At 72.2% G+C, this 18,091-nt stretch carries 19 protein-coding genes; 5 read left to right on the forward strand and 14 right to left on the reverse strand.

What is annotated here, in order from left to right; all coding sequences use genetic code 11:
- Window position 1: 1 nt before the first annotated feature.
- The 5 genes from CKY47_RS08770 to CKY47_RS08790 all read right to left on the reverse strand — a co-directional run bounded on the left by CKY47_RS08770 (window position 2) and on the right by CKY47_RS08790 (window position 3,316).
- Window positions 2-727 carry a helix-turn-helix domain-containing protein gene (locus tag CKY47_RS08770; RefSeq protein WP_306745173.1) on the reverse strand — a complete coding sequence of 242 codons (726 nt, stop codon included), beginning with the start codon at window positions 725-727 and terminating at the stop codon, window positions 2-4.
- A gap of 175 nt (window positions 728-902) precedes the next feature.
- The gene (locus CKY47_RS08775; RefSeq protein ID WP_306745174.1) at window positions 903-1,523 is read right to left on the reverse strand and encodes an AAA family ATPase; all 621 of its coding nucleotides are present in this window, start codon (window positions 1,521-1,523) and stop codon (window positions 903-905) included.
- Window positions 1,517-2,143 (reverse strand): 3'-5' exonuclease, encoded by a 627-nt coding sequence (locus CKY47_RS08780; RefSeq protein ID WP_306745175.1) that lies wholly within the window; start codon window positions 2,141-2,143, stop codon window positions 1,517-1,519. The genes CKY47_RS08775 and CKY47_RS08780 overlap by 7 nt, the downstream gene beginning before the upstream one ends.
- A complete protein-coding gene (locus CKY47_RS08785; protein ID WP_306745176.1) occupies window positions 2,140-2,547 on the reverse strand; it encodes a hypothetical protein in 408 nt (135 codons plus the stop codon). Before CKY47_RS08785 ends, CKY47_RS08780 begins: the two co-directional genes overlap by 4 nt.
- Window positions 2,548-2,944: 397 nt before the next feature.
- Window positions 2,945-3,316, reverse strand: coding sequence for a hypothetical protein (locus tag CKY47_RS08790; RefSeq protein ID WP_306745177.1), 372 nt, complete (start codon window positions 3,314-3,316; stop codon window positions 2,945-2,947).
- Window positions 3,317-3,449: 133 nt separating this feature from the next.
- On the opposite strand from CKY47_RS08790, the gene CKY47_RS08795 reads away from it, so the two are divergent.
- The 4 genes from CKY47_RS08795 (at window position 3,450) to CKY47_RS08810 (ending at window position 6,252) form a co-directional block, all read left to right on the forward strand.
- The gene (locus CKY47_RS08795) at window positions 3,450-3,845 is read left to right on the forward strand and encodes a helix-turn-helix transcriptional regulator (RefSeq protein WP_306745178.1); all 396 of its coding nucleotides are present in this window, start codon (window positions 3,450-3,452) and stop codon (window positions 3,843-3,845) included.
- Window positions 3,809-4,744 carry an NsdA family TPR-like regulatory protein gene (locus tag CKY47_RS08800; protein ID WP_306745179.1) on the forward strand — a complete coding sequence of 312 codons (936 nt, stop codon included), beginning with the start codon at window positions 3,809-3,811 and terminating at the stop codon, window positions 4,742-4,744. The genes CKY47_RS08795 and CKY47_RS08800 overlap by 37 nt, the downstream gene beginning before the upstream one ends.
- Window positions 4,737-5,303, forward strand: a complete 567-nt coding sequence (locus CKY47_RS08805; protein ID WP_306745180.1) for an NUDIX hydrolase — start codon at window positions 4,737-4,739, stop codon at window positions 5,301-5,303. The genes CKY47_RS08800 and CKY47_RS08805 overlap by 8 nt, the downstream gene beginning before the upstream one ends.
- 373 nt (window positions 5,304-5,676) lie before the next feature.
- Window positions 5,677-6,252 carry a flavoprotein gene (locus CKY47_RS08810; protein WP_306745181.1) on the forward strand — a complete coding sequence of 192 codons (576 nt, stop codon included), beginning with the start codon at window positions 5,677-5,679 and terminating at the stop codon, window positions 6,250-6,252.
- A gap of 99 nt (window positions 6,253-6,351) precedes the next feature.
- Here CKY47_RS08810 and CKY47_RS08815 read toward each other — a convergent pair whose 3' ends face one another.
- Window positions 6,352-7,866 carry a glycoside hydrolase family 43 protein gene (locus CKY47_RS08815; RefSeq protein WP_306745182.1) on the reverse strand — a complete coding sequence of 505 codons (1,515 nt, stop codon included), beginning with the start codon at window positions 7,864-7,866 and terminating at the stop codon, window positions 6,352-6,354.
- Between the two features lie 101 nt (window positions 7,867-7,967).
- Here CKY47_RS08815 and CKY47_RS08820 point away from each other — a divergent pair, with 101 nt between their 5' ends.
- Window positions 7,968-8,969 carry a protein kinase family protein gene (locus CKY47_RS08820; protein ID WP_306745183.1) on the forward strand — a complete coding sequence of 334 codons (1,002 nt, stop codon included), beginning with the start codon at window positions 7,968-7,970 and terminating at the stop codon, window positions 8,967-8,969.
- Window positions 8,970-9,011: 42 nt separating this feature from the next.
- On the opposite strand, the gene CKY47_RS08825 is transcribed toward CKY47_RS08820, so the two are convergent.
- The 8 genes from CKY47_RS08825 to CKY47_RS08860 form a co-directional block, all read right to left on the reverse strand.
- Window positions 9,012-9,329: a hypothetical protein gene (locus tag CKY47_RS08825; protein ID WP_306745184.1), complete on the reverse strand. Its 318-nt coding sequence runs from the start codon at window positions 9,327-9,329 to the stop codon at window positions 9,012-9,014.
- Window positions 9,330-9,497: 168 nt separating this feature from the next.
- Window positions 9,498-10,502: a sugar phosphate isomerase/epimerase family protein gene (locus CKY47_RS08830; protein ID WP_306745185.1), complete on the reverse strand. Its 1,005-nt coding sequence runs from the start codon at window positions 10,500-10,502 to the stop codon at window positions 9,498-9,500.
- Window positions 10,499-11,641: a Gfo/Idh/MocA family protein gene (locus CKY47_RS08835; RefSeq protein ID WP_306745186.1), complete on the reverse strand. Its 1,143-nt coding sequence runs from the start codon at window positions 11,639-11,641 to the stop codon at window positions 10,499-10,501. The genes CKY47_RS08830 and CKY47_RS08835 overlap by 4 nt, the downstream gene beginning before the upstream one ends.
- Before the next feature lie 34 nt (window positions 11,642-11,675).
- Window positions 11,676-12,722: a substrate-binding domain-containing protein gene (locus CKY47_RS08840; protein WP_306745187.1), complete on the reverse strand. Its 1,047-nt coding sequence runs from the start codon at window positions 12,720-12,722 to the stop codon at window positions 11,676-11,678.
- 53 nt (window positions 12,723-12,775) lie between these two features.
- A complete protein-coding gene (locus CKY47_RS08845) occupies window positions 12,776-13,774 on the reverse strand; it encodes an ABC transporter permease (protein ID WP_371320648.1) in 999 nt (332 codons plus the stop codon).
- Between the two features lie 5 nt (window positions 13,775-13,779).
- Entirely contained in the window at window positions 13,780-15,309 is a 1,530-nt protein-coding gene (locus CKY47_RS08850) for a sugar ABC transporter ATP-binding protein (RefSeq protein ID WP_306745189.1), read from the reverse strand.
- Complete coding sequence (locus CKY47_RS08855; RefSeq protein WP_306745190.1) at window positions 15,306-16,469, reverse strand: ROK family transcriptional regulator; 1,164 nt, start codon at window positions 16,467-16,469, stop codon at window positions 15,306-15,308. Before CKY47_RS08855 ends, CKY47_RS08850 begins: the two co-directional genes overlap by 4 nt.
- Before the next feature lie 271 nt (window positions 16,470-16,740).
- Entirely contained in the window at window positions 16,741-17,856 is a 1,116-nt protein-coding gene (locus CKY47_RS08860) for an ROK family protein (RefSeq protein WP_306745543.1), read from the reverse strand.
- Window positions 17,857-18,091 lie beyond the last annotated feature (235 nt).

Consider the following 18,091-nt stretch of genomic DNA (forward strand, 5'->3'; position numbering starts at 1 on the left):
GTCATCGGGTCCTCTTGTCGTAGGCGTCGGCCCAGTGGGCGACGACTTCACGGGACTGAGCGGCCGGGAGTGCCCGTGCGTGCAGTTCGCGCATCCGGCGCCGGCAGTGCTCGACCTCGGCGAGGTTGTCGTGGAAGACGGTGGTGGTGCCGTTCTCGCTGTAGGCGAGAGGGCGTGTGGGTGGATCGAAGGTCAGCAGCGTGGTGTGGTGGAGCAGGGCGGGGTGGGCTGGTGCGGTGAGCGGGATGACGTGGGCGGTGACGTTGGGTTGACCGGCCGGCAGCGTCAGGTGGAGCAACTGGTCGCGCATGACGGCGCGGTCGCCGACGACCAGGCGCAGGGCAGCATCGTGGATGTAGAAGACGGTGGTGGGACCGCCGTCGGGCCGTAGCACCTCCTGCCTCGCGATGCGGGCGTCGGCCAGGTCTTCCGCGCCGATCAGGGCCCGGGCGTAGGTGCGGGTCTGCGCGAGGGCGGGGACGGTGAGCGGTTCGTAGGTGGTGATGGCGGCGGCGCAGCGGCCGATGAGGGTGGCGATTTCCCAAGGGCTGGTGCTGCGGGTGCCGGTTTCGAGTTTGCTGAGTTTGCCCAGCGACCAGCCCAGGCTTTCGGCGACGACAGCGGAGGACAGGCGGGCACGGTGGCGGATGCGGCGCAGTTCTTCGCCGAGTTCGCGGCTGCGAGCGGTGCTCAGCCGCGGCGGCGTGGTCTTCTCATCGGTGTCCATGGACGTTCCTCGGTTGTGCTCGGGTGCTGCGACGCGGTCGTCGGCGGCGGTGATCGGGCTCTGGTCCGGTTCGGTGTGACACGAGCCGGTAAGGCGGGCCGGAATCGGTCGCCCGCGAGCGGGCGGAGGGGTGTCCCGTCGCGCGTGTGGGTGTGCGCCGGCCGGGCGTCGGGTGTCACGGCTGGGCCGCCGTGGTGTGGGCGAGTCGGTCGAGGACGAAGCCGAGGGTGTCTTCGAGGGCGTGGTCGTGGCCGTCGGCGGGCAGCAGCCGGTGCGGCAGGCGCAGGTCGTGGAGTACTTGTCCGACGTGGTGGTCGGCCAGGCGGCGGAAGTCGGCGTCGGGGTCGCGGTGCTTGTCGGTGCCCAGGGGGATGTCGGGGTCGAGGGTGGTGCGGTAGAGCAGGTCGTAGTGGACGCTGTGGTCGCGGACCACGCCTTCCAGGCGGGCGTGCACCGCGGGGTCGGGGTGTTCGCCCCGGTCGGCGAGGGCGGCGCGGTAGTAGCCCAGGGCGTCGGGGACGGCGCGGTCGACCAGGACGACGTCGCCGTGCAGCCACGCCTCCAGCTCGTCGCTGATGCCCCGGGTGATGATCCACAGGGTGGAGGCCCAGGTGTGGTTGCGCAGGATCGGCAACCCGACCCGCTGTGCCTGCTCCCCCAGGTCCGCCACCGTGCAGACCTGGAGGTGCGCGCGGCGCAGCTCGTGGGCCAGCCGGGCGAGGAAGGTGGACTTGCCGGTGGAGTGCGTGCCCGTCACCGCCACCACGACCGGCTTCTCGACCTCCGAGGTCACCACAGCCCCTCCTCCGGCTCGTCGGCGGGCAGGAAGTCCTTCAGCGCCGCGGCGCGCACGAGGCCGTCCCAGTCCAGGCCGCTGTCGGCGAGCAGTGCCCGGAACAGTTGCCAGACGCACCAGGTGTCGTAGCCGGCGCGGTGCGGGTGCCGCCCGGCGACGTCGGCGGTGTCCAGGGCGGCGTGGGCGGTGAGGGTGTCCAGGCCGTAGCCGGGCAGGCCGGGCCAGACGTGACGGGCCAACCGCAGCGTGTCGAGCACCATCGGCGGTCGCCACGTGGGCAGGTGTGCGCCGAGGACCCGGTACTCGGTGGTGGCATTGTGCGCGAGCAACGTCCGGCCTTCCAGCAGCGGCGCCACCTCCCCCGCCACCCCGTGCCACAACGGCCTGCCCTCGACGTCCTCGTCGGCGATGCCGTGGACGCGGCGGGCGTGGACGGTGATCGGCTCGGCGGGGCGCACCAGCCAGGTCCGCAGGTCCCGCCCGGTGACCGGGCGGTCGTCGACCGGGAGCACGGCGATCTCCACGATGCGTGGCGGTTGTCCGCCGTTGCCCTCGACGTCGACCACCACCAGCGGACGGCCGAGCAGAGCGTCCGGCAGCGTTGTGGGTGGGGTGGTCATGACGCCTCCAGGGTGGTGGGCCAGCCGAGGTCGGCGCGGCCGTGCCGGTGCGGGTGGTGGGGCTTGGTCGCGTCGTGCACCTGGAACCCGAGCCCGTGCTGCATGAAGTACCGGTGTCGCTCGTCCAGGCCGTCGACGACCACGGCCCGGTCGGTGACCGCGACCAGCCTGCCGCCCAACCCCGCCGCCATCGCCGCGACCGCACCCGGGTCGGGTGGTGTCCGCGCGGCGTCGCAGCGGTCCAGTTGGGCTGCGGGACAGATGTCGCACAGTTCCCGGATGCCGACGTGCCCGTTGTAGTCCGGCATCCGGTGGGCGTAGGCCACCGCGCAGGAGGTCTTGCGGAACAACACCGCATCCCCCGCCGGTCGTCCGGCCGCGGCCAGCAGGATGCGGGTCTCCAACGCCTCGGGGAGGATCTTGCGCCGCGCCTGGTCCTCGTAGGGTTCGGCAGGCCGTGGTCGCGGTAGTAGGCGCGGATCTCGTCGCGGTAGAACAGGCCGGTGAACACCGCCGCGTGCGCGTGCCGGCCCAACTCCAGACCGCGTGCGACGTGGGCGTCGGAGTCGTTGAGGCCGGGCACGATCGGCCGCCAGTACAACACCACCCGAAACCGCTCCGCGTGCGCGAACGCCGTCTCCAGCGATCGTGCAGCGATGCCCGAGTCCACCGGCTCGACCCGCTCGTCCTCGATCCCCGAATGGGTGACCAACAAGGTCACCCTCAGGTTCCGCAACGCGTCCAGCACCGCGCAGTCCTCCGGCTCCACCCGCCACCGGGTGATCACCAGCACGTGGTTGGTCAACCCTGCTCGTCGAGCAGGCGCAGCACGCGGAACAGGTGCGGCTTCACCGCGGGCAGCATCGGGTCGGTCGCCCGGTTGAGCAACTGGACCGGCGTCACGTGCGGCCGGAAGAACCGGTGTCCCACCAGCGCCCGGACCGCGTCCTCGTCCGGCAGCAGCGCACGCGGCACCTTCATGCCGAAGTTGCCGAACAGGTGCCGCACGCAGTACCCGCAGTCCAACGGGCACCCGACGATCCAGTTCAGGCTCAACCCCGACTCCCGGTACTCCACCACCTCCCGCAACTCCGACCGCAACCCCGCCACTTCCACGTCACCGAGCAACCGCACACCCGACCGGGCCCGCGCCCCGCCATGGTCAGCATCCACCATCCACCCCTTTCGAAACACCGGAATCGGTGCACACGCATTCCAACCACGACCGGTACGATCAGGGAACAACGCAAACCACGACACGCGGTATTTGCCCCCTATTTGCCCCCCTGGCGCGGGCGGAGGCGACATGAGCGACGACGAACACCCCGACACCACCGAACCCGCCGGTGTCCGACTCGCCCGCGAGATCCGCCGACGCCGCACCCAAGCCGGCCTCAGCCAACCACAACTGGCCCAGAAGATCGGCTACACCAGGCAATACGTCTCACTGGCCGAACGTGCCGACCACAACCTCCCCTCCATGGAGATCGTCAAGGCCATCGACCGCGCCTTGGACGCAGAGGGGGCTTTGGTAACACTCCGGGAAGAGAGCAAAAGCGAGCAGGAAAGACTCCGCCGGGAATCGACTCCCCAAATCACGGCAAACAGCGTCGGGTATCCCCCAGAACAGGTCAGGCCCAGGAGGTACTGTCTCCCCCGCTCTCGATGGACGTCGATCCCTGGGTTCTGGCGGATGCCTTGACACGATCCGGCATCGACGGCATAGCACTGGATCACATGGAACGCGCCGCCTACGGGTACGCCCAGCAGTATCCGGTTATCCCTCCGGGCGTTCTGTGGCCATCGGTGTCCGGCCAGATCACTCGGCTCAACGACGTGCTCGCACATCCCCAGCCGCAGCAGGTACACCGTCGTGTGGCGGTCTTGCTGGGAGTGCTGACGGGCGTCGCAGGCCACCTGCTCCTCGACCTCAACCGCCACGACGACGCGTGCCGGTACTTCGACGTGGCCGGGTCGGCGGCCCGCGAAGCGGAGTCCCCCGATCTCGCGGCCTGGGTCCTCGCGGTCCACTCGCTCGGCCCGTTCTTCAAGGGTGACCACCGCGCAGCGGTCGAGTTGCTGGTCCGCGCCGATCGCGAAGGCACGGCGTCCAGCCCGCGGCGCCGGGCGTGGATCAGCGCCCTACTGGCGCGGGCCACGGCCGCGCTGGGCGACACGCAGGCCGGTCTCAAGGCGCTCGACGACGCCCACCACCACACCCAGGCCATCAGTGACCCGCCCACCGGAACCGATTTCTTCGACGCGGCCCGACTGGACGGCATGGCGGGCACCACCCACCTCCTGCTGCGCCGGACGGAACACGCCGCGCCGCTGCTGCGTTCCGCGCTCGAACGACGCGCCGCCACTGACGTCAAAGGCAGGGCACTGCTCGCACTGGATCTGGCGGAATGCCATCTCCACGACAACGAACCGGACGAGGCGGCACGGGTGGCCATCAGCGCGCTGGACTGGGCCGACAAGACCATGGTCGACCCCATCCTGACCCGGGCGGAAGCCATCCGGGTCCACGTAATCCGCTCCACCGGCTCCGCGAACACGCGGGGCTTGGACGCCCGGCTCCAGGAGGCGACGCGTGACTGAGAGTCCGGCACAGTGGATGGTCCGGGGCACCCACAGGGTCTACGCCTCCGAGTGGGTCAACGTCGACCTCGACGACGTCGAAATTCCCGGCGGTCCGCGCTTCGAGCACCACGTCCTTCGCTTCCCCCGTGCCTCCGTCGGGGCGGTGGTAGTCGATTACGACCGTGTCCTGCTGCTGTGGCGACACCGCTTCACCACCGACACCTGGGGGTGGGAAATCCCCGCAGGCTGGTCCGACGATGGCGAAGACCCCGTCACCGCCGTCGTCCGCGAGGTCCGTGAAGAGACCGGGTACCAATCCGACACGGTCACGCCCCTGGTCACTTACAGCCCCATGACCGGCATCAGCACCCAGCGATACCGCGTCTACCTGGTCACATCCGCGACCCTGGTGGGTGCGCCCGATACCGCCGAAGCCAGTCGGGTCGAGTGGGTCCCGACAGCCGACCTGCCCGACCTGATCGCAGCCGGGCACATCACCGACGGCCCGTCACTGACCGCACTGGCCGTCTACCTCATAACCACCAGAGCCGATCACCAAGCAGACCCTTCCGGATGATCCGGCAACTACGAGACGGACATCCCGTCACCGACACCCGATCAACGACCCGCACCGGCCGCTGTATGTGTGATGAAACCGAGTCGCCCTGTGGAGGTCTCCGCGTCGTCGCGCTGGGACGACGTACAGGGGTGCGCGGTGACGACGTCGAGGATCAAGGTCGGACGGTTCCACCTGGACAACGCCTGGGCGCACGCACAACCCGGCGAGGACCCGCTGGCTGTGATCCACCTGCTGGAGACCGAACGCGTCGCCCGCAACTGCTGCGCACGCACCGGGCCGGACGAACGCTGGTGCGGGAACTCATGGCACGCGAGCAGCACAGGAGAACACCCGGCCTGCGCAGCCTGGCCCAGCGGATCGGCGTGCTCGCATGAACGGCACCGGCCGCACGGTCTACCTGGTCGTCACAGCCGCACCCCCCGTCCTCGGCATCGACCGGCTGATCGAGTCCCTCCACGCCGCCGACTGGCGGGTGTGCGTGATCGCCACCCCCACGGCAGCCTCATGGGTGAACCTCGACGACGTGGCCGACCGGACGGGAACACCGGTCAGATCCCAGCCCGGCCTGCCCGGACAGCGCGACCCGCTCCCCCGCGCCGACGCGCTGCTCGTCGCACCGGCGACCTTCAACACCATCAACAAGTGGGCGCACGGCATCAGCGACAACCTCGCCCTCGGCCTGCTCAACGAACTACTGGCCACCGACGTGCCGATCCTGGTCGTTCCCTGCGTCAAGCAACTGCTACGCGACCACCCGGCCTACACCGCGAGCGTGGCGGCGCTGACCGCCATGCACGTGGCGTTCATGGACCCCGACCAGGTGACCACCCGATCGCCCGATGGCCTCGCCACCTTCCACCGGGAGCAGATCACCACCACGTTCGCCCGGCTCGCCGACACCCGCGACAAACCTGCCGGTTCCCCGGCACGGGATGAGGCGACGTGACCGGCCGGCCTCCCCCATCACCGGACTCGCCCGGACGAGAAGCCAGGCACCGCCTGCCGCGACGCCCCGGCGCCATTCCCACCGGTGCAAGGGTCGCGGTCACCTGAGTTCGCGGTACTCGGCCCAGTCGAAGTCGGCGACCGCCGTGCTCTCCCGGCCGTTGGCGCTCGCGTAGAGCCCCAGGTGCACACCCGTGAAACCACCCGTCACCGGCGTGCTCAGCGGACGCCCGTCGACCGGGTCGCCGAGATCGCGCCAGGCATCGGGTCCGGTGGCGTACCGGGCCTGGTGGTCCTGGCCCCGGGCGTGGAAGGCCAGCCACAGCAGCGGCCCGGTGACGGGGGTCGTCGCCAGCACCTCGTCGACGCCCTTCAGGCGTCGCACGAGGTGCAGCACGTCGCCGTCGCGGGTGAGGCGCAGGTGGTTGTCGTTGTCCTGGAGCACGACCAGGCCGGCCGACTCGTGCGCCGCGCCGGGCTCGAAGTCCAGGGCGCACTCGAACGCGAAGTCGCGGTGCCGCTGGGGCTTGCACACCAGGCTCGGCGTGACCAGGTCGGTCACCTGCTCCGGCCTCAGCGGCAGGCGCAGGTGGCCGGGGCGGTCGAACGACCAGAACGGCTCGTCGGGCGTGCGCAGCGCGAACCAGGACGGGTCCAGGGCGCCCGCGTCGAAGTCGTCGCGCGCGGGGACGTCCGGCCACGGGTGCGGTTCCAGGGCGGGCGCCTCGACGGTCTCCTCCACCGGGTCCATCTCCGGCCAGCCGTCCACCCACCGCACGGGCGCGAGGAACGTCTCGCGCCCGAGGTTGTAGAAGTAGCCGCCGTAGGGGCGCATGGCCAGCAGCACGGCCCACCAGTCGCCGTCGGGGGTGGTGACGAGGTCGGCGTGGCCTGTGCCGGTGATCGGGTGGTCGCGGCCGTGCTCCCGGTGCGTGAGCACGGGGTTGCGCGGGTGCCCCTCGTACGGGCCGGTGATCGAGCGGGACCGGGCGGCCACGACGGCGTGGTCGACGTCCGTGCCGCCCTCGGCGCACACCAGCACGTAGTGACCATCCACCTTGTACAGGTGGGGTCCCTCGGCCCATACCGCGTCGGGCGTGGAACCCGTCCAGATCACGGTTTCGGGGCCGAGTCCCCCGTCGCGCAGCTCGCGCAGCCACACCTCGGTCCGCCCGCGTCGGTCCGACGGGACCTCGCGGCAGCCGTGCAGCCACGTGCGGCCGTCGTCGTCGAAGAACAGCGACGGGTCGAAGCCGTCCACGTCGAGCCACCGCGGTTCGGACCACGGTCCGGCCGGGTCGGTGGCGGTGACCAGGAAGTTGCCGCTCGGGCCGTGGCCGTCGACGAGCGTGCAGACGACGTGGAAGACGCCGTCGTGGTGGCGGATGGTCGGCGCGTAGAGGCCCTTGGAGGGGCCGATGCCGTGCAGGGGGAGCTGGGAGGGGCGGTCGAGCACGTGCCCGACGAGCCGCCACGACACCAGGTCCCGGCTGTGGTGCACGGGCAGGCCGGGGAAGTACGCGAAGGTCGACGTGACCAGGTAGTAGTCGTCGCCGACGCGGCAGATCGACGGGTCCGGGTGGCAGCCGGGCAGGATCGGGTTGGGGTGGCGCACCGAAGGACCCCCGAAATTTTCGCGACAACAGCGATCGTTTCGACCCTAGGTGCGCGGGCTGGACCGGTCAAGGGACCGGCCGCCGCCGGCATGCTGGGCCGATGACGGCCACCAGGCGTGCCCACCACCGGAGGCTCTCGGCGCTGCTCGCGTCGTGGGACGACGCCGACCTCGCCGCGCTCCTGGAGGGCGGGCGCGTGACCGCGGGCGTGGGCGGCGGCACGGCGGTGCTCGACGTCGACGGCACGCCGGTGTTCGCCAAGCGCGTCCCGCTGACCGACCGGGAACTCGCCCACCCGCGCTCGACGGCGAACCTGTTCGACCTGCCGACGTTCTGCCAGTACGGCGTCGTCAGCCCGGGGTTCAACGCCTGGCGCGAACTGGCCGCGAACCGGATCGTCACCGACGCGGTCCTGTCCGGCGACGCCGACGCGTTCCCGCTGCTGCACCACTGGCGGGTGCTGCCCGGCCGGCCGCCCGTCGCGGCCGAGCACGCCGACGCGGAGGCGGTGGTCGCCGCGCTGGACGGCAGCCCGGCCGTGCGCGCCCGCCTGGAGGCGCTGGCCCGCGCACCGGCGAGCCTCGTGCTGTTCTTCGAGCACGTCGCGCACCCGGTGTCCGTCCTGCTGGACGAGGACCCGGCCGGCCGGGCCGAGGAGGTCGAGCGGCAGTTGCTGCGGATCACGACCTTCCTGCGCGACCGGCGGCTGCTGCACATGGACGGGCACCTCGGCAACATGCGCACCGACGGTGGGCGGGTCTTCCTCACCGACTTCGGGCTGGCCACGTCGCCGGACTTCGACCTGTCGGCCGCCGAACGCGACTTCGTCCGCCGCAACGCCGGCCACGACGTCGACTACGCCGCCACGCGCCTCGTCAACTGGCTGGTGACCGCGGTGTGCGGGGTGCCGGCGGAGCGCGTCCCCGCCGCGCGCGACGAGTACGTGCTCCGGTGCGCGACCGACGGCGTGCCGGACGACGTGCCCCCGCACGTGGCCGCGATCCTGACCCGGCACGCGCCCGTCGCGGCGAGGGTGAACGCCTTCTACTGGCGGCTGTTCGACGGTGACGTGCACGCGGAGTACCCCGGCGCCGCGTGGTGAGCCGCTCCGGGCCGGCCGGCCCGGAGCGCCCCCCGGCAGGGGTCAGCAGGCCCTGACGACGGCCGAGTGGGCCCTGGAGCCGAGGTCGAGGATCTGCACGTTCCGGACGCCGGCGGGCACGCGGACCTGGTAGGTCCCGGGGTGGACCGGGTAGCCGTAGTAGCTGCCCGCCGGGGCGGCCGCGGTGCCCGCGATCATCGAGCCGTCGGTGCGGTGGATCGTGGTGGAGACCGCCCTGCCGCAGTTGTTGGAGATGTAGATCTTGCCCTTGGTCGCGGCGGTGGCGGAACCCGCCCCGAGGACCGAGACGAGCAGACCTGCGGTGGCCAGCCCGGTGAGGACGCGGCGGGTGGTCGTCATGGTGCTCCCCCTGGGTGTGCTGTGGTTCGGCCGCAAGGTACCCGCGGGCGCGTCCGCGGGCTGCCGGTCGAACGACCGACAGCCGACCCGGTCCCCTGCGCCCCGACCGCGCCACGTGGGCACGGCCGCGCCCACCGGACCGGGCGGTGGTCCGGTGGGCGCGCGTGCTCAGCGCTCTGCGCTGAACGCCGCGTCGAAGGAGGTCGCGGGCGGGTCGAACAGGTGCTTGCGGATGAAGTCGACCGCTTCCTCCGCGCCCCTCAACCGGTCCATGCCGGCGTCCTCCCACTCCACCGAGATCGGACCCGTGTAGCCGATCGCGTTCAGCGCGCGGAACGACTCCTCCCACGGCACGTCGCCGTGGCCGGTCGAGACGAAGTCCCAGCCGCGACGCGGGTCGGCCCACGCCAGGTGGGACGAGAGGCGGCCGTTGCGGCCGTCGAAGCGCTTCTTCGTGTCCTTGCAGTCGACGTGGTAGATCCGGTCGGCGAAGTCGAGGATGAAGCCGACCGGGTCCAGGTCCTGCCAGACGAAGTGCGACGGGTCCCAGTTCAGGCCGAACGCGGGCCGGTTGCCGACCGCCTCCAGCGCCTTCTTCGTCGTCCAGTAGTCGTAGGCGATCTCGGACGGGTGCACCTCGTGCGCGAACCGGACGCCGACCTCGTCGAACACGTCGAGGATGGGGTTCCAGCGCTCGGCGAAGTCGGTGTAGCCCTCGTCGATCACGGCCTGCGGCACGGGCGGGAACATCGCCACGTACTTCCACGTCTTCGACCCGGTGAAGCCGACGACGGTGTCCACCCCGAGCTTCGCCGCCGCACGCGCGGTGTCCGCCATCTCGGCGGCGGCACGCCGCCGCACGCCCTCGGGTTCGCCGTCGCCCCAGATCCGCGCGGGCAGGATGGCCTGGTGGCGGAAGTCGATCGGGTCGTCGCACACGGCCTGGCCGACGAGGTGGTTGGAGATCGTCCACACCTCCAGGCCGTGCTTCCGGAGCACCTCGCGCTTCGCGGGCACGTAGTCGTCGTCCGCGAGTGCCTCGTCCACCTCGAAGTGGTCGCCGGAGCAGGCGATCTCCAGCCCGTCGTAGCCCCACCCGGCGGCGAGCCGGCACACCTCCTCGAACGGCAGGTCGGCCCACTGGCCGGTGTACAGCGTGACCGGACGGCTCATCGGGTGTCTCCGATCGTGGTCCACGCGGACCCGTGGCCCGCACTGTCCTCCACCGCCGCCAGCACGCGCTGCACCCGCAGGCCGTCCGCGAAGCTCGGCGCGGGGTCGACGCCCTCGCTGATGGCGGTGAGCAGGTCTGCCACCTCGTGGGTGAACGTGTGCTCGTAGCCCAGGAGGTGGCCCGGCGGCCACCACGCGCCCACGTAGGGGTGGTCGGCCTCGGTGACGAGCACGCGGCGGAAGCCGGACTCCGGGCCGTCGTCCGACGAGAACACCGACAGCTCGTTCATCGACTCGAAGTCGAACGCGAGGCTGCCCCGCGAACCGTTGACCTCCAGCCGCATGGCGTTCTTGCGGCCCAGCGCGAAGCGGGTCGCCTCGAACGTGCCCAGCGCCCCGGAGTCGAAGCGCGCCAGGAAGACCGCGGCGTCGTCCACGGTCACCTCGTCGCGCCCGCCCGCGCCGTCCGGGCGCTCCTTGACGAACGTCTCCGTCGTCGCGCTGACCCCGGTGATCAGGCCGCCGGTGACGAACTGCGCGGCGTCCACGATGTGCGCGCCGAGGTCGCCCAGCGCGCCCGAGCCGGCCTTCTCCCGCCGCAGCCGCCACGTCATCGGCGACTCGGGGTCGGACAGCCAGTCCTGGAGGTACACCGCGCGCACGTGCCGCACGTCGCCGATGCGACCCTCGGCCACCAGCCTGCGGGCCAGCGCGAGCGCCGGCACCCGCCGGTAGTTGAACGCCACCATCGAGCGCACGCCGCGCTCGGCCGCCGCCGACGCCGCCGCCGCCATCTCCTCGGCCTCGGCGACGGAGTTGGCCAGCGGCTTCTCGCACAGCACGTGCTTGCCGGCGGCCAGCGCGGCCAGCGCGATCTCGGCGTGCGTGTCGCCCGGCGTGCACACGTCCACCAGCTGCACGTCGTCCCGGGCGACCAGCGCGCGCCAGTCGGTCTCCACGGCGGCCCAGCCGTACTTGTCGGCCGCCTCCTTGGCACGCACCGCGTCACGTCCACCGAGGGCGGCGAGCCGGGGCGTGAGCGGCACGTCGAAGAACCGGTGGACGCTTCGCCAGGCGTGCGAGTGCACCGCGCCCATGAACGCGTGGCCGACCATGCCCACGCCGATCTCTTCCGTCATCAGCAGCCTTTCGAGCGAGCGGTGGTGTCCGACGTCAGGAGTCGAAGCCGACGTCCAGGTACTGGTCGACGTTCTCCTTCGTCACGACGGCGGAGTAGGTCGTGATCGAGGCGGGGATGTCGTGCTCGGCCAGGTCGCCGATGCCCTTGGTCTGCCCCAGCAGGCGGGCCAGCGCGATCCCCGAGGAGGCCATCGACGGGCTGTAGAGCACGGTCGCCTTCATGACGCCGCTGTCGGCCTTGATCAGGTCCATCATGTTCCGCGAGCCCGCGCCGCCGACCATGATGAACTCGGTGCGGCTCGCGCTGTCGATGGCGGCCATGACGCCGATGCCCTGGTCGTCGTCGTGGTTCCACAGCGCGTCGAGCCTGCTCGCCGACTGGAGCAGGTTGGCGGTCTGCTGCTCGCCGGACTCGGAGGTGAACGACGCCGAGACGCGCGGGCCGACCTTGAAGCCGGCGCGGGCGAGGGCGTCGCCGAAGCCCTTGCTGCGCTCCTGGGTCAGCGGCAGCGAGTCGATGCCCGCGACCTCGCCGATGATCGGGTCGGACACGCCCTTGGCCTTCAGCTGCGAGGCGATGAACTCGCCCGCGTTGACGCCCATGCGGTAGTTGTCGCCGCCGATCCACGTCCGGTAGGCGAGCGGGGTGTCGAAGACGCGGTCGAGGTTGATGACCGGGATGCCCGCGTCCATCGCCTGGCGGCCGACCTCGGTGAGCGCCTTGCCGTCGAACGGCAGCACGACGAGCACGTCGACCTTGTCGTTGATCAGCGTCTCGACCTGGCTGATCTGCTGGTTGACGTCGTTGGTGCCCTCGGTGGCCTTGAACGTCACGTCGGAGAACCGGTCGGCCTGCGCCTTCGCGTTCTTCGTCATGGCGGCCATCCAGCCGTGGTCGGCGGCGGGCGCGGAGAAGCCGATGGTGACCATCTTGCCGGGCTGGCTGTTCTCGCCCGAGCTGCCCGCGACGGCGTTGGGCGCGGTGTTGCCGGACTCGTTGGAGGTGCAGCCGGCGAGCAGTGCCGCGGTGCCGACGGCGGTGGTGCCCCACAGGAAGCGGCGGCGGTCGAGTGAAGGCATGGAGGTACTCCCGGGCGTCGTTGGTCGGGTGGGTTCGGGGGTTTCCGGACGGCTCACGTGGCGTTCGCGCGGCGGCGGGCGCTGGTGGTGCGCTGGAGGAGCACCGCGGCGACGATGATCACGCCCTTCGCGATGTTCTGGATGTCGGTGTCGAGGTTGTTCTGGGTGAAGATGTTGCCCACCACGGTGAAGATGAGGACGCCGATCAGCGTGCCGATCAGCGAACCCCGGCCGCCGGTGAGCAGCGTGCCGCCGATGACGACCGCGGCGATGGCGTCCAGCTCGTAGAACATGCCGTTGGTGGACGCGCCGGACGTGGTGCGGGCGACGACCATCAGGGCGGCGATGCCGCAGCACAGGCCCGCGATGCCGTAGACCAGCGCGGTGTGCCGCTTCACGTCGATGCCGGCCAGGCGGGCGGCTTCGGCGTTGCCGCCCACGGCGAACGTGCGGCGGCCGAACGTGGTGCGGTTGAGCACGACCCAGCCGATCGCGAACACCGCGGCCAGCAGCCAGATCAGCACCGGGATGCCGAGGACGTCACCCCGGAAGAAGGTGCTGAACCCGGTCTCCGTGATCACCTGCGTGCGGCGGCCGGAGAGCCGTTCGGCCAGGCCCTTCGCCGAGGCGTACATGGCGAGGGTGGCGATGAACGGCACGATCCTGCCGTAGGAGATGAGCACGCCGTTGACCAGGCCGCAGCCCAGGCCGACGAGCAGCGCGCACAGCACCATCACCACCGGGCCGTAGGACTGGGTGGCCACGGTCGTCATCCACACGCTCGACAGGGCCACGATCGACCCGACGGACAGGTCGATGCCGCCGCTGATGATCACGAACGTCATGCCGACGCTGACCACGCCGATCGCGGCGGCCAGCCGCAGCATGGTGGAGATGTTGGCCTCGGTGAGGAACGCGTCGGGCCGGGTGGCGTAGCCGACGATGCACAGCACCACCAGCACGCCCAGCAGGCCGGTGAGCCGCAGGTCGAGGTTCCGCCGGTGCTTCGGCGGGTCCTGGGGCGGGGCGGATTTCGGGTCGAGGACCCGCACTTCGGTCACAGGGCCTCCTCGGTCGCGGCGCCCTCGACGAGGGCGCTGCCGGCCATCACGATGTCGAGCACGGCGGATTCGGTCAGTTCGGCGGCCGGGCGGTCGGCGACGACCTCGCCGTCCCGCAGCACGAGCACCCGGTCGGCGAGGCCCAGCACCTCGGCGACCTCGCTGGAGACCAGCACGACGGCCACGCCGGACGCGGCCAGCTCGTGGATCACCCGGTACAGCTCGGCGCGCGCGCCCACGTCCACGCCGCGGGTCGGCTCGTCGAGCAGCAGCACGCGGCAGCCGCGCACCAGCCAGCGCGCCACCACCGCCTTCTGCTGGTTGCCGCCGGAGAACTCGGCGACCAGTCGCCGGGGGTCGGCGGGGCGCAGGTCCAGGCGCTCCAGGGTGGCGCGGGAGTCGCGCAGCTCCCGGGCCCGGTCGACGAACCCGGCCCGGCTGTAGGCGGGCAGGCTCGACAGCGTCACGTTGTGCGCCACGGACAGGTCCAGCAGCAGGCCCTGGGCCTTGCGCTCCTCCGGGGCCAGGCCGATGCCCGCCTTCACCGCGGCGGGCACGCTGCCCGTGCGGATGGGCACGCCGTCGACCTCCACCGTGCCCGCGTCGGGCTTGCGCGCGCCGAACACGGTCTCCAGGATCTCGCTGCGCCCCGCGCCCACCAGGCCGGCGATGCCGAGCACCTCGCCCGCGTGCACGCTGAACGTGACGTCGTGGAACTCGCCCGCCCGGCCGAGCCCGCGCACCGCCAGCACCTCGCGGCCGGTGTCCACGGTGGACGCGTCGCGGTGCGGGAAGACCGTGTCGACCTTGCGGCCGGACATCAGGTCGACCAGCTCGGCGGTGGGCGTGACGGCGGGCAGGTTCGCGGCGACCGTGCGGCCGTCCTTGAGGACGGTGACCCGGTTGCCGATGCGGCGGATCTCCTCCAGGCGGTGCGAGATGTAGAGGACGGCGACGCCGTCGCGGGTCAGCTCGGCGACGATGCGGAACAGGTTGTCCACCTCGTCGGCGGCCAGCGCGGCGGTCGGCTCGTCCATCACGATGAGCCGCGCGTCGTGCGCCAGGGCGCGGGCCATCGACACCAGCTGCTGCCCGGCGGCCGAGAGGAGGCCGACCTCGCGGTCCGGGTCGATCTCGGGGTGGCCCAGGCGGGCCATCAGGGCGGCGGCCTTCTTCTTCGCCGTGCCCGTCCGGTTGAAGCCGAAGCGGGCCGGTTCGTGGCCGAGGAACACGTTCTCCGCCACCGAGATCCCCGGCACCAGGTCCAGCTCCTGGTACATGGTGGCCACGCCCAGGCGCAGCGCCGCGACCGGTGACGGCAGGGCCGTCCGCGCGCCGTGCCAGGTGATCTCGCCCTCGTCGGGCTGGTGCGCGCCGGCGAGGACCTTGATCAGGGTGGACTTGCCCGCGCCGTTCTGGCCGAGCAGGCAGTGCACCTCGCCCTCGGCGACCTCCAGGTCCACGCCGTCCAGGGCCCGCACGCCGGGGAAGCTCTTGCCGATGCCCGTCATCCTGAGCAGGGTCATGCGGGGGTTCCTTCCTTCACGGGCACGACGGTCGGGTCGTCCAGCACGCGGCGCAGCGCGGCCAGGGCGGCGCCCCGCCCGCCCGCGGTGAACCCGAGCGCGGAGGCGGTGATCGCGGTGCCGCCCCACGGCTGCGGGGTCACCAGCCAGTCCTGGAGCGCGGCGAAGTAGCCGCCCAGCACGATGCGCTCCGGGTTGAGCAGGCTCGCGACGACCGAGAGCCCGGTGGCCAGGGCGGCGGCCGTGCGGTGCAGGGCGTCGAGGGTGCGCGGCTCGCCGCGTTCGGCGCGGGTCCGCAGGATCGTCATCCGCTCGCCGGGCGGGAGGTGCGGGTTGTGCACCTGGTCGTGGCGGGGTGCCGCGGCGTGCAGGAACGCGTCCAGGCCGACCTGGGTCTCCCAGCAGCCGCGCTTGCCGCAGCCGCACGGCGCGCCGAGGGGGTCGAGGACCATGTGCCCGACGTCGCCCGCGCGGTTCGCCGCGCCCCGGACCAGCCTCCCGCCCGCGATGACGCCGGCGTGCACGTCCCGGCCGCCGCCGAGGTAGACCAGGTCGTCCACCGGGTCGGCGTCGTGCTCGGCGAACGCCGCCAGGTTGGCCTCGTTGTCGACGTCCAACCTGGCCAGCGGCAGGCCGGTGCGGGCGGCGAGCCCGTCGAGCACGGCCACCCCGCGCCAGCGCAGCCGGACCGCCGTGGCGGTGCCGGTGGCGGGGTCGGCCCGACCCGGGACGGCCACCGTGACGCCGACCCAGCCGGCCTCGGGGACGTCGCGCAGCGCGGTGCGGGTCAGGTCGGCGAGCCGGTCGAGCACGTGGTCGGGCGAGGTGGTGTCGCAGGTCGCGTGGCGGCGCAGGTGGAGTTCGCCGGTCAGGTCGGTGACGGTCGCGCCGAGCCGGCCGGGGTGGACGTCGAGCCCGATCCCGCACACCGCGCCGCGGCGCAGCCGCACGAGCCGGCCGGGCCGGCCCTGGGTGGTCGTGGTGCCGGCGGTCTCGATGAGGCCGCGGTGCTCCAGCTTCGTCAGGAGCGGGGACACGGTCGCCTTGGAAAGACCCGATCTCGCGGCGAGCTGGGCGCGGGAGAGCGGCCCGCTGGACCGGAGCGTGCGCAGGAGGAGGGCGAGGTTCGCCTCGCGCCGTGCCTCGGGCTGCGCGTGCATCGGGGCTCCCACTTCGGTGAGGGGTTGGTCAAAGGAGGTGGTCCAGCTCACGTTCACCCGTGAGTTGCGGCGAATCCTGACAGTGAACCGGGCACGCTGACAAGAACTTCTGCTCACTTTTGTCGATTCGTTGCAAAAGTCGGTACGGAACTGACAGAAGAGGCGATCGGAGCACTGCCCGAATCGTGAGAGCGCTCCCGCGTGGTGGAGGCAGGGCTGAGCGGCCCGCCGCGACGTGTTCGCACGACAGACCTCGGACCTCTGGTGGGTATCAGCCCACCGGGGAGAAGGCGCGGTCCGTAGCGGACCACGCGGCGCCGGTCACGCCGGCCAGCTCGCCCAGCTCCGACAGCACGATCGGCAGGTTGCCGGTCGCCAGGGGCAGGGAGCGGCGGTAGACGGCGCTGCGGACCTCCGCGAGCAGCGAGTGGCCCAGCCTCGACACGCCGCCGCCGATGACGACCATGCCGGGGTTGAGGAAGCTGACCAGCGACGCCACCACGTGGCCGAGCCGGCGCCCGCCCTCGCGGACCAGGTTGGCGGCGGCGAAGTCGCCGGCCGCGGCGGCGGTGCCGACGTCCTCGGCGGTCAGCGCGCCCTTGTCGTGCAGGGCGCCCGCCAGCGCCACCGACCGCCCGCTGCGCGCCAGGGTCGTGGCGTCCCGGGCCAGCGCCGCGCCGCCGAAGTACGCCTCCAGGCACCCGACTTCGCCGCACGCGCACGCCGGCCCGAAGTCGTCCAGCCTGATGTGCCCGATGTCGCCCGCCGTGCCGGCCACGCCCCGGTACACCTTGCCGCCCAGCACGATGCCGCAGCCGATGCCGGTGCCGACCTTGACGAAGATCAGGTCCTCCAACGACCGGGCCACGCCCGCGTGCCGCTCGCCCAGCGCCATCGCGTTCACGTCGTTGTCCACCGTCACCGGGCAGCCCCAGCGGCCGGCCAGCTCGTCGCGCACCGGGTAGCGGTCCCAACCGGGCATGATCGGCGGCGCGACCGGCATGCCGTCGCGGAAGCTCACCGGGCCCGGCAGGCCGATGCCGGCGCCGATGAGCGTGCCGGCCGCCTTGGCGTAGACGACGTCGGCCAGCTCGGCGACGCGGCTGAGCACCTGCGCCGGGCCGCCGCGCACGTCGCACTCCTCGCTGCGGCTCTCCAGCACCTCGCACCGGCCGTCGGTCACCGCGACCGTCACCGAGGTCGCGCCCACGTCCACGCCCAGCACGCGCAGGTCGTCGGCCAGGTGCACGAGCGTCGAGCGCCGCCCGCCCCGGGACGCGGCCGGACCGCCGACCTGCACCAGCCCGACGTCGACCAGTCGCGCCAGCTCGGCGGTCAGCTTGGCCCGGGGCAGCTCCAACCGCTCACCCAGCGCCACGCGCGACATCGCACCCTCGTCGCGGAGCAGCCCGAGCAGCTCCGACTGCCTGCCCGAAACCACCCGCGGCTGCTGGCCGCTGCCCGTCGCGCTCACGGCACCAATCTACGACCACCGGTCCCCGACGTGCGCCGCGATCAGCGCGGGGCGGCGCGCGCGTCAGGCCGGCCGAGCCGGCGGAGGTACGACGAACCCCGCCTCCCCCTCAGCGGCCTCCCCTCAGCGGCCTCCCCCTCAGCGGCCT

It is taken from the genome of Saccharothrix longispora (assembly GCF_030852425.1).
GTDB lineage: Bacteria > Actinomycetota > Actinomycetes > Mycobacteriales > Pseudonocardiaceae > Actinosynnema > Actinosynnema longispora.